This window comes from Actinomadura napierensis (genome assembly GCF_039529375.1).
Classification (GTDB): Bacteria; Actinomycetota; Actinomycetes; order Streptosporangiales; family Streptosporangiaceae; genus Spirillospora; species Spirillospora napierensis.
On the sequence record NZ_BAAAMR010000190.1, the window covers coordinates 1 to 10,838 of the forward strand.

The 10,838-nt window shown below is 73.0% G+C and carries 11 protein-coding genes; 8 read left to right on the forward strand and 3 right to left on the reverse strand.

Translation table 11 applies throughout. The features are described 5' to 3' along the window. The 7 genes from ABD296_RS47480 to ABD296_RS47510 all read left to right on the forward strand — a co-directional run. A partial coding sequence (locus ABD296_RS47480) for an ROK family protein (protein ID WP_344284445.1) occupies nucleotides 1-363 on the forward strand: 363 nt, incomplete at its 5' end. Nucleotides 364-454: 91 nt separating this feature from the next. Then, the gene (locus ABD296_RS47485) at nucleotides 455-1,780 is read left to right on the forward strand and encodes an ABC transporter substrate-binding protein (RefSeq protein ID WP_344284448.1); all 1,326 of its coding nucleotides are present in this window, start codon (nucleotides 455-457) and stop codon (nucleotides 1,778-1,780) included. A 4-nt stretch (nucleotides 1,781-1,784) separates the two neighbouring features. Then, a complete protein-coding gene (locus ABD296_RS47490; RefSeq protein WP_344284451.1) occupies nucleotides 1,785-2,759 on the forward strand; it encodes a carbohydrate ABC transporter permease in 975 nt (324 codons plus the stop codon). After that, nucleotides 2,756-3,610: a carbohydrate ABC transporter permease gene (locus tag ABD296_RS47495; protein ID WP_344284454.1), complete on the forward strand. Its 855-nt coding sequence runs from the start codon at nucleotides 2,756-2,758 to the stop codon at nucleotides 3,608-3,610. The genes ABD296_RS47490 and ABD296_RS47495 overlap by 4 nt, the downstream gene beginning before the upstream one ends. Beyond that, nucleotides 3,607-4,863, forward strand: a complete 1,257-nt coding sequence (locus ABD296_RS47500) for a 6-phospho-beta-glucosidase (RefSeq protein ID WP_344284457.1) — start codon at nucleotides 3,607-3,609, stop codon at nucleotides 4,861-4,863. Before ABD296_RS47495 ends, ABD296_RS47500 begins: the two co-directional genes overlap by 4 nt. Beyond that, complete coding sequence (locus tag ABD296_RS47505; protein ID WP_344284460.1) at nucleotides 4,863-5,870, forward strand: N-acetylglucosamine kinase; 1,008 nt, start codon at nucleotides 4,863-4,865, stop codon at nucleotides 5,868-5,870. Before ABD296_RS47500 ends, ABD296_RS47505 begins: the two co-directional genes overlap by 1 nt. A gap of 78 nt (nucleotides 5,871-5,948) precedes the next feature. Further along, the gene (locus ABD296_RS47510) at nucleotides 5,949-6,878 is read left to right on the forward strand and encodes a TIGR03619 family F420-dependent LLM class oxidoreductase (protein ID WP_344284463.1); all 930 of its coding nucleotides are present in this window, start codon (nucleotides 5,949-5,951) and stop codon (nucleotides 6,876-6,878) included. A gap of 10 nt (nucleotides 6,879-6,888) precedes the next feature. On the opposite strand, the gene ABD296_RS47515 is transcribed toward ABD296_RS47510, so the two are convergent. Both ABD296_RS47515 and ABD296_RS47520 read right to left on the reverse strand, forming a co-directional pair. Beyond that, the gene (locus tag ABD296_RS47515; protein WP_344284466.1) at nucleotides 6,889-7,329 is read right to left on the reverse strand and encodes an Lrp/AsnC family transcriptional regulator; all 441 of its coding nucleotides are present in this window, start codon (nucleotides 7,327-7,329) and stop codon (nucleotides 6,889-6,891) included. 120 nt (nucleotides 7,330-7,449) lie between these two features. Then, a complete protein-coding gene (locus ABD296_RS47520; RefSeq protein ID WP_344284469.1) occupies nucleotides 7,450-8,472 on the reverse strand; it encodes a LacI family DNA-binding transcriptional regulator in 1,023 nt (340 codons plus the stop codon). Between the two features lie 149 nt (nucleotides 8,473-8,621). Here ABD296_RS47520 and ABD296_RS47525 point away from each other — a divergent pair, with 149 nt between their 5' ends. Next, nucleotides 8,622-9,869 carry an ABC transporter ATP-binding protein gene (locus ABD296_RS47525; protein WP_344284472.1) on the forward strand — a complete coding sequence of 416 codons (1,248 nt, stop codon included), beginning with the start codon at nucleotides 8,622-8,624 and terminating at the stop codon, nucleotides 9,867-9,869. Nucleotides 9,870-9,954: 85 nt separating this feature from the next. Here the strand turns inward: ABD296_RS47525 and ABD296_RS47530 are convergent. Next, the coding region (locus tag ABD296_RS47530; protein WP_344284475.1) for a carbohydrate ABC transporter permease at nucleotides 9,955-10,838 on the reverse strand (884 nt) is incomplete at its 5' end.

The following is a 10,838-nucleotide window of genomic DNA, read 5'->3' on the forward strand; positions in this document are numbered from 1 at the left end:
GCCCGCGCCGCCGACGAGGTCGGCGCCGCCCGCCCCGGGACGCACCCCGCCGCCGACGCCGGCGCCCGCGCCGAACGCGCCCTCACCGAGCTGGCGACCCGGCTCGGCGCCACGCTCGCCACCGTCGTCGCCGTCCTCGACCCGGCCCTGGTCGTGCTCACCGGCGAGGTCCTGCGCGCCGGCGGGGAGCCGCTGCGCGCCCGCGTCGAGCAGCACCTGCACAGCCTGACGATCCCGCGCCCGAAGGTGCGGCTCAGCTCCGTCGAGGGGAACCCGGTCCTGGCCGGCGCGCTGCAGCAGGCGCTCCAGGACACCCGCGACGCGGTGTTCTCCACCACCGTCCCCGACACGCCCCGTTCCTGACACGCGCCGTTCCCGACACGCACCCATCCACCCCCGCTCCCCCACAGCGGACGGCGGCACCGGCCGTCCCCTCCCCCGAAGGAGAACCGGAGTGCGCACATCGACAACGCGCCGGCTCGCCGCGGCGCTGGCCGCCGCCGGGCTCGGCCTCACGGCCTGCACGGCCGGCGGAAGCGGCGGCCGGTCCGGCGGACCGAAGGCCGGGGAGAAGCAGACCATCGAGGTCTGGCACGGCTGGAGCGCCCCGCACGAGGTGAAGGCGTTCCAGGACGCCGTCGCGGGCTTCCACAAGCTGCACCCCAACATCACCGTCAAACTCGTCAAGGACCAGACCGACGACCGCATCACCAACGCCATCCGCGGCGGCAACCCGCCCGACGTCGTGTCGTCGTTCACCACCGACAGCGTCGGGCAGTGGTGCCAGAGCGGCGCGTGGCAGGACCTGTCCGGCGACATCGCCGCGTCCAAGCTCGACCTGAACCAGTTCCCCAAACCGGTGCAGCAGTACACCGAGTACAAGGGCCGCCGGTGCGCGATGCCGCTGCTCGCCGACGCCTACGGGCTCTACTACAACAAGGGCCTGATGAAAGGCGAGCAGCCGCCGCGCACGTTCTCCGAACTCACCGCGCTCGCCAAGAAGCTCACCGTCCGCAACCCCGATGGCACCATCAAGGTCGCCGGGTTCATGCCGTCCGCGCAGTACTACGAGCACCAGGTGCAGCACCTCGCCACCCAGTTCGGCGCGAAATGGCTGACGCCCGACGGGCACGCCGACTTCGCCGCCGACCCCGCCGTCAAGGCCTACCTGCAATGGAACAAGAGCCTCATCGACTGGTACGGCTACGACAACGTCAAGAAGTTCCTGCACTCGATGGGCCAGGAATTCGAGTCGTCCAACCCCTTCGAGAAGGGCAAGGTCGCCATGGCCGTCGACGGCGAATGGCGCACCAAGTTCATGCAGGAGGAGGCGCCGAAGGTCGACTACGGGACCGCGCCCGCTCCCGTCCCCGACGGGCAGGACGCCCGCTACGGCAGCGGCTTCGTCACCGGCACCGTCATCGGCATCCCGCGCGGCGCGAAACACCGCGCGGCGGCGTGGGAGTTCATCCACTACCTGACGACCGACACCGGCGCGCTCGTCACCTTCGCCAACGCGCTCGGGAACGTCCCGACCACGATCGCCTCGCTGTCGTCGCCCGGCCTGAGGCTGCCGCCGCAGTTCACGACGTTCTTCGACGTCTTCAAGAACCCCGCGAGCGCGACGACCCCGCCCACCCCGAACGGCAACGACTACGTCGTGAAGTTCCAGCAGTTCGTCCAGGACCAGTGGGAGCCCGGCAAGGTGAGCGATCTCGGCACGGCGCTGAAGGGCCTCGACGGGAAGGTCGACGCGTCGCTGAAGCTGGCCGGGGGCTGACGGCGTGGCCTCCGGCTCGCTGCGCCTCCCGCTGCGGCGCGGCCGGCTCGGGGCGGTGTCCCGGGCCGGCCGCCGCCGGCGGCTGCGGGTGCTGGCGTTCCTGTCGCCGTGGCTGGCCGGGTTCGGGCTGTTCTTCGCCTACCCGCTCGCCGCGACCGTCTACTTCTCCTTCACCCGCTACAACCTGTTCACGCTGAAGTACGTCGGGCTGGACAACTACCGGTACCTGCTGCACGACGGCGACGCCTGGACGGCGATGCGCAACACGCTGTGGCTGGTGGCGGTGCTCGTCCCGCTGCGGGTGCTGTTCGGCCTCGGCGTCGCGCAGCTGCTCACCCGGATCCGGCGGGGCGGGAACCTGCTGCGCGCGGTGTTCTACGTCCCGTACCTGATCCCGCCGGTGTCGGCGACCGTCGCGTTCGTGTTCGTGCTGAACCCCGGCACCGGCCCGTTCCCGGTGATCGCCCGGCACCTGGGGTTCTCGCTGCCGGACTTCTTCAACGACGCCGCGTGGGCCAAGCCCGGCCTGTCGCTGCTCGGGCTGTGGGCGGTCGGCGACGTCATGATCATCCTGCTCGCGGCGCTGCTGAACGTGCCGCGCTCGCTGTACGAGGCGGCCGCCATCGACGGCGCCGGCGCCTGGGCGCGGTTCCGGCACATCACGCTGCCGACCGTCTCGCCCGTCCTGGCGTTCGCCGCCGTCACCGGCGTGATCGAGACGCTCCAGTACTTCACGCAGGCGATGGTCGCGGGGAAGGTCGCCGCCGGGCAGGCCGACACGCCCGGCACCCAGTTCGCCCCCGGCTACCCCGGCGGGTCCACGCTGACGTTCCCGCAGTGGCTCTACGACGAGGGGTTCCGGCAGTTCAACATGGGATACGCGTGCGTGCTCGCGCTGGTGATGTTCGTCATCGCGATGGCGTTCACGCTGCTGCTCCTGCGCCAGTTCCACGCGTTCGCCGGAGAGGAGGCACAGTGACCTCCAGCACGGGGATGGCCCTGGCGTACGGCGGGCGCGGTCGGCGCACCCTGATGTGGATCGCCACGCACGCCGCCGCGATCGTCCTGGCGTTGATGTTCCTCGCGCCGCTGGTGTTCATGTTCCTCACCGCGGTGATGAGCGACTCGCAGGCGCTCAGCACCTCGCTGTGGCCGAAGGAATGGCACTTCGAGAACTTCCGCCGGGCCTTCAGCGGCGACATGGTGCGGTGGACGGTCAACAGCACCGTGTACGCGGGGCTTTCGACGGCGCTGATGCTGGTGTCCAGCGTCCCGGTCGCCTACGCGCTGGCCCGCTTCCGGTTCCGCGGCCGCAACCTCGCGCTGGTCGTGGTGATCTCGGCGATGATGCTGCCGCCGCAGGTGACCATGGTGCCGCTGTACATCGTGTGGTCGCGCTTCCACCTCACCGGGACGCTCTGGCCGCTGATCATCCCGCAGGCGTTCGGGGACGCGTTCTCCATCTTCCTGCTGCGCCAGTTCCTGGTGACGATCCCGCGCGAGTACGCCGACGCGGCGCGGGTCGACGGCTGCGGGGAGCTGCGCACCATGCTGCGGGTCGTGCTGCCGATGGCCAAGCCCGCGCTCGCGGCCGTCGCGCTGTTCCAGTTCTTCTACTGCTGGAACGACTACTACGGGCCACTGGTGTACGCCAAGCCGGAGAACTGGACGCTCGCGATCGGCGTGGCGACGTTCCGCGCCGCGCACCACGTCGAATGGAATCTCACGATGGCGGCGACGCTGCTGACCATCATGCCGGTGCTGGTGGTGTTCTTCCTGGCCCAGCGCGTGTTCATCCAGGGTGTGACGTTGACGGGAGTGAAGGGTTGAAGCTGACGGTCGTCGGGGGCGGGTCCACCTACACCCCGGAGCTGGTCGACGGGATCGCCCGCGAGCGGGCGGCGCTGCCGGTGTCGGAGCTGGTCCTCGCCGACCCCGACGCCGGGCGGCTGGAGCTGGTCGGCGGGCTCGCCGCGCGGATGCTGGCCCGCGCCGGCCATCCCGCGAAGGTCGTGACGACCGGCGACCTCGACGAGGCCGTGGCCGGCGCCGCCGTGGTGCTGATCCAGTTGCGCGTCGGCGGGCAGGCGGCCCGGCAGGTGGACGAGACGCTGCCGCTGGAGTGCGGCTGCGTCGGCCAGGAGACCACCGGGGCGGGCGGCCTCGCCAAGGCGCTGCGGACCGTCCCGGTCGTGCTCGACATCGCCGAGCGGATCGCCGCCCGCGCCCCGGACGCGTGGATCATCGACTTCACCAACCCGGTCGGCATCGTCACCCGCGCGTTGCTGGACGCCGGGCACCGCGCCGTCGGCCTGTGCAACGTCGCCATCGGCGTGCAGCGCCGCGCCGCCGCGCTGCTGGATGTGACGCCCGAGCGGATCGCGCTCGGCCACGCCGGCCTCAACCACCTGACCTGGGTGCGCTCGATCGAGCTGGACGGGCGCGAGGTCCTGCCCGAGCTGCTGGGCGAGCACGCCGAGGACCTGGCCGCGATGGCCGGGCTGCCCGCACCGTTCGTCCGCCGGCTCGGCGCCGTACCGTCCTACTACCTGCGCTACTTCTACGAGCACGACCGCGTCGTGCGCGAGCAGCGCGGCGCGCCCACGCGGGCCGAGGAGGTCGCCGCGCTGGAGCGCGACCTGCTCGCCCTGTACGCCGACCCGGCCCTGGACACCAAGCCCGCGCGCCTCGACGAACGCGGAGGCGCCTTCTACTCCGAGGCCGCCGTGCAGCTCGCCGTGTCCCTGCTCACTGGACGCGGCGACGCCCAGGTCGTGAACGTCCGCAACAACGGCACGCTTCCGTTCCTGGATGACCGGGCGGTCATCGAGGTGCCCGCGCAGATCACCGCGTCCGGGCCGGTCCCGCTGCCCGTCCCGCCCCTCGGCCCGCTGTTCTCCGGCCTGGTCGCGCACGTGTCCGGCTACGAGGAGCTGGCGCTGGACGCGGCGCTGCGCGGCGGCGTCGACCGGGTCGCGGACGCGCTGCTCGCGCACCCGCTCGTCGGGCAGCTGGACGCCGCCGAGCGGCTCGTCCGCGACCTCGTCGCCGACAACCGCGCCCACCTGCCGTGGGCCGCCTGATGGCCGCGGCGCCGGCGCGCCGCCGGGGCGGGGTGCTGGTCGCCGTCGACGGCGGCAACAGCAAGATCGACGCGGCCGTGGCCGGGACGGACGGGGAGCTGCTGGCGACCGCGCGCGGTGCCGGGTTCCGCCCGCAGACCGCCGGCCTCGCCGCCCCCCGGGACGCCCCCGGCCCCGCCATCCACGCCGAGCTCGCCGCGACCGGCGTCCCGTCCGGCGACGTCGTCCACCTCGCCGCCTATATGGCCAACGTCGACCTGCCGGGCGAGGAGGAACGGCTGGAACGGCTGCTGCTGGACCGGGGCGCCGCGCCCAGCGTCGTGGTCGGCAACGACACGTTCGCGCTGCTGCGCAGCGCGGTCACCGAGGGATGGGGTGTCGCGGTCGTCTGCGGGGCCGGCATCAACTGCGCCGGCGTCGCCCCCGACGGGCGCACCGCCCGCTTCCCCTCGCTCGGCGAGCACACCGGCGACTGGGGCGGCGGCGGCGCGCTCGGCCGCGCCGCGCTGTGGCACGGTATCCGCGGCGAGGACGGCCGCGGCCCGCGCACCGCGCTGACCGGGGCCGTCGCCGCCCACTTCGGCGTGGACCGTGCCATCGACGTCGGCCTCGGCGTCCACCTCGGCGAGTTCGACGAGGGCCGGCTCACCGGGCTGGCCCCGGTGCTGATCGACGCCGCCGAGGCGGGCGACGCGGTGGCCCGCGAGGTCGTGCTGCGGCTCGCCGAGGAGGTCGCCGTCCTCGGCGCGGTCGCGCTGCGCCGCCTCGGCCTGCTGGACTCCCCCGCCGACGTCGTGCTCGGCGGCGGCGTGCTGGCCGCCCGCCGCGCGCCGCTGATGGACGCGGTCGCCGAGCGCTACGCCGCGCTCGCGCCGCGTGCCCGGCTGGTCGTCCCGGACGACCCGCCGCTGCTCGGCGCGGGGCTGCTCGGGCTGGACCACCTGAAGGCCCCGCCCGCCGCGCACGCGGCGCTGCGGGAGGCGTTCCGGCGCCCCCGAGTCCGGTAGATTCGGCGCTTTGACCATGCCGCACCGACCCCCGCCCTTGACGTTGTAAGGTGCGGCCCGGCGACGAGGAGGAGAGCCGTGCAGATCGGGTTCGCAGTACCGGTGACGGGGGCGTGGTCCACCCCGGCCAACCAGGTGCTGATCGCGCAGCGCGCCGAGGAGCTCGGCTACCACTCGCTGTGGACGCTGCAGCGCGTCGTCAACCCGGCCGGCTCGGCCGACCAGACCTACCGCAACGTGCCCGACCCGCTGGTCACGCTGGCCTACCTCGCGGGCTACACCAGCCAGGTGCGACTGGGCGTCGCCGTGCTGAACATGCCGTTCTACTCCCCCGCCATGCTCGCCAAGCAGGCGATCACCCTCGACCACGTCACCGGCGGTCGCCTGGACCTCGGGCTCGGCAACGGCTGGATGCCCGAGGAGTTCGCCGCGGTCGGCGCCTCGATGCGGCGGCGCGGCGCCCGCGCCGAGGAGTTCCTCGCCGCGCTGCGCGCCATGTGGACCGGCGAGCCCGGCGAGGTCAGCGAGTTCCACGGCGAGTTCTACGACGTCCCGCCCGTCACCATGGACCCGCGGCCGCTGCAGGAGCCCGAGCCGCCGATCCTGCTCGGCGGCGCCTCGGAGGCCGCGCTGCACCGCGCCGGGCGCCTGGCCGCCGGCTGGGTCAGCTCCAGCCGCGCCGACCTGGCCGCGATCGGCCGGTCGATCGCGATCGTCCGGGACGCCGCGGACAAGGCCGGCCGCGACTCGGCGGCGCTGCGGTTCGTCTGCCGGGGCGCAGTGCGGGTGCGCACCGAGGAGGCCGCGCCGCCGGAGGAGGAGCGGCGCCCGCTCACCGGCACCTACGAGCAGGTCCTGGGCGACTTCGCCGTGCTGGAGGAGCAGGGCGTCACCGAGCTGTTCGTCGACCTGAACTTCGACCCGGAGCTGACCGGCCCGGACGCCGACCCGTGGGACTCGATGTACCTGGCCCGCGAGGCGCTGGAGGCCTTCGCCCCGCGTTCGTGAGCGCGCGCCGTCACAGCGCCGGGCGGCGCCCCTCCCACGGGGTGCTGAGGACGACGGTGGTCCGGGTGGCGACGTTCGCCGCCGCCCGGATCTTCTGCAGCAGGTCCTCCAGCTCGTTCGGGGAGGCGACCCGCACCTTCAGGATGTAGCTCTCGTCGCCCGCCACCGAGTGGCACGCCTCGATCGCCTCCAGATGGGTCAGCCGGTCGGGCGCGTCGTCGGGCGCGGCCGGGTCGATCGGCTTGATCGACACGAACGCGGTGAGCGGCAGCCCGATCTGCTGGTTGTCGAGCTGGGCGGTGAAGCCGCGGATGACGCCGCGCTTCTGCAGCCGTCTCACCCGCTGGTGCACCGCCGACACCGACAGGCCCGTCTGCTTGGCCAGGTCGGTGAAACTCATCCGCCCGTCGTCGGCCAGCAGCGCCATGATCTGACGATCGATCTCCTCCACGCGGGAAATCTAGCGCGCCGCGGGCGGTGGACGGGCCCCGCACAGATCACAGATCAGCTCTTTTCCGCCGTCCGCGCGCGGACGCCGCGGATCGGGACGGCCCGCCGGGCGCCGGGACGGTCAGCGCCGGGCCCCGCGCAGCGCGCCGCAGCTGCCGCGCACCACCAGCTCGGTCGGCAGCAGGACGGGCGCGCCGCGGCCCCGCCGCGCCCGGTCGCGCAGCAGCAGCTCGCAGGCACGGTGGCCGATGTCGCGGCCCGGCCGCGCCACCGCCGTCAGCGGCGGGTCGCACAGCTCCGCCCACGCCACGTCGTCGACCATCGCGATCGACACGTCGGCCGGGACGCGCAGGTCCAGCTCCCGGGCCACCAGTACGGCCGCCTCGCCGAGCAGGTGCCCGGCGGCCAGCGCGGCGGTCACGTCGGCGCGGCGCTGCAGCAGCCCGGCCGCGGCGGCGTACGCGGCGTCCCGCGCGGGCCGGGCCGCGACGACCAGGTCCTCCTCCACCGGGACGCCGTGCCGGGCCAGCGCGTCGCGGAACGCCCGCTCCCGCACGCCGGGCCGCTCGCCGGGCGCGGCGCCGCCGAGGAAGGCGATCCGCCGGTGCCCGAGCCCCGCGAGGTACTCCACCAGCGAGCGGACGCCGCCGGCGTCGTCGGCGAGCACCGCGGGGATCTCCGGCAGGCCGGGCAGCACCCGGTCGGCGAACACCACGCTGGAGCACACCCGGACGGCGGCGCGCCAGTCGGCCTCGTCCCCGGCGGGCAGCGCGATGATCCCGTCCACCCGCTGCTCGACGAGCCGGTCGACGATCTCGGCCTCCTGCGCGGGGTCGCCGTCGGACGCCTCCACGATCACGTGCCCGCCGAGCGTGCGGGCGCTGGCCAGCACGCCGGCGAGCAGCTCGGCGTGGAAGGGGTCGGTGACGCCGGGCAGGACGAGGCCGATGCCACCGTTGCGGCGCAGCTTGAGGCCGCGGCCGAGGGCGCTCGGCCGGTAGTCCAGCTCGGCGGCCGCGGCCAGCACCCGCTCTCGGGTCGACGCGCTGACCGAGCCGCCGGAGAACACCCGCGACACGGTGGCGATGCCGACGCCGGCCGCGGCCGCCACGTCCTTGATCGTCGCCGACCGGCCGTCCGCCACCCGCGCCCACCCCACTCATGTCCGGAGGTTTCCGAGCTTATCGTGATCAACTCTCCCGTGGAAACGATTCCATGATGTTTACTCCAGCCATTGAGAGAACGCCCTGCTGGGCAGGGGTGGACGGGAAACGTTTCCAAAAAGGAGCGGGGATGGCCGAGATCAAGCTGGACCAGGTGGACAAGATCTACTCGGGCGGGGTCAAGGCGGTGGACGGCCTGGACCTGACGATCGAGGACGGCGAGTTCATGGTGCTGGTCGGTCCGTCCGGCTGCGGCAAGTCGACCGCGCTGCGGATGATCGCCGGCCTGGAGGAGATCAGCGGCGGCAAGATCTCCATCGGCGGCCAGGTGGTCAACGACCTGGCGCCCAAGGACCGCGACATCGCGATGGTGTTCCAGAACTACGCGCTCTACCCGCACATGACGGTGGAGCAGAACCTGGCGTTCGGCCTGAAGCTGCGCGGCACGCCGAAGGCGGAGATCAAGCAGAAGGTCCGCGAGGCCGCCAAGATGCTCGGGCTCGAGCAGTTCCTGGCCCGCAAGCCCGCCGCGCTTTCGGGCGGCCAGCGCCAGCGGGTCGCGATGGGCCGCGCGATCGTCCGCGAGCCGCAGGCGTTCCTGATGGACGAGCCGCTGTCCAACCTGGACGCCAAGCTGCGGGTGTCCATGCGGGCCTCGCTCAGCCAGCTGCACGAGCGGCTCGGCGTCACCACCGTCTACGTCACCCACGACCAGATCGAGGCGATGACCCTCGGCTCGCGGGTGTGCGTGCTGCGCGAGGGCAAGCTCCAGCAGGTCGACACCCCGCAGCGGCTGTTCGACAACCCGGTCAACATGTTCGTCGCCGGGTTCATCGGCTCGCCCGCGATGAACTTCGTCACGGCGCAGTTCGGCCGCGGCGACGGCGGCGCGCAGGTCTCCTTCGCCGGGTTCACGCTGCCGGTGCCGGACTCGCTCCTCAACGACCGGCCGGCGCTGCGCGACTACATCGGCCGCGAGGTGATCCTCGGCATCCGCCCCTCCGACTTCGAGGACGCGGCGCACGCCAACCCCGACTGGGCGCCGATGTCGGCGAAGAGCACCGTCACCGAGGAGCTGGGCAGCGAGATCAACGTCATCTTCACGATCGACGCGCCGCCCGTCGAGCACAAGGACACCGCCGACCTCGCCGAGGACGCCGCCGAGGGCGACGCCGACATGGCGATCCCGCTGGTGGACAACAAGGCGCTGTGGACCGCCCGCGTCAACTCCCGCTCGCACGTGCGGCCCGGGCAGGAGATCGACCTGGCCGTCGACACCAAGCGGCTGCACTTCTTCGACCCGGACAGCGGCCTGGCCATCGGCCACCCGGGCGCCGCGGCCGCCGCCGCGCCCGAGCTGAAGAAGGCCGCCGGCTGACGCGGCACTTCCGGAGGACGAGAAGAGGCCCGGGCGGGGCGTCCCCGCACGGGCCTCTTCTCGCTCCGTCTCCGGCAGGCGCCGGTCACTTCACCGAGCCGGCGAGCACTCCCTGGACGAAGTAGCGCTGGAAGGCGAAGAACACCACCAGCGGGACGACCAGCGACAGGAACGCGCCGGGCGCGAGGATGTCGATGTTGCCGGTGAACTGCCGCATCTGCGACTGCAGCCACTTGGTCATCGGCTGCGCGCCGGTGTTGGCGAACACCAGGGCGACCAGCAGGTCGTTCCACACCCACAGGAACTGGAAGATGCCGAGCGAGGCGATCGCCGGCCCGCCCAGCGGGAAGATCACCCGCCGGAAGATCGTCCACTCCGAGCCGCCGTCCATCCGCGCCGCCTCCAGCAGGTCCCGGGGGATCGCGGCGAAGAAGTTGCGCAGCAGGAAGATCGCGAACGGCAGCCCGAACGCGACGTGGAACAGCACCACGCCGGTGATCGACCCGTACATCTTGAACCCGCCGACGTCGATGTTGCCGTACAGCTTCGCGACCGGCAGCAGCGCGACCTGGACCGGCACCACCAGCAGCGCGACGACGATCAGGAACAGCCAGTCGCGGCCGGGGAACTCCAGCCACGCGAACGCGTACGCCGCCAGCGACGCGATCGCGACCACCAGCACCGTCGCCGGCACCGTGATCAGCACCGTGTTCCAGAACGAGTCGACGAAGTCGGGCTTGTCCAGCAGCGAACTGTAGGCGCTGGCCGTGATCTGGGCCGGGTGGGAGAACACCTTCCACCAGCCGCCGGCGTTGTTGTCCTCGGTGGAGCGCAGCGACTCCACGAAAAGGCCGAACGTCGGCACCAGCCAGAACAGCGCGACCAGCACCAGCAGCACCTGGGCGACGGTGCCGCCGGCCCGGCCGACCAGCCGCGCGGCCAGGCCCCGGCGCGGCGCCCCGGCCGCCC

Bases quoted from the DNA above. Each gene is read 5' to 3' on its own strand.
- ABD296_RS47505 (WP_344284460.1), top strand. From the start codon at position 4,863: ATGGCCGCGGCGCCGGCGCGCCGCCGGGGCGGGGTGCTGGTCGCCGTC.
- ABD296_RS47525 (WP_344284472.1), top strand. From the start codon at position 8,622: ATGGCCGAGATCAAGCTGGACCAGGTGGACAAGATCTACTCGGGCGGG.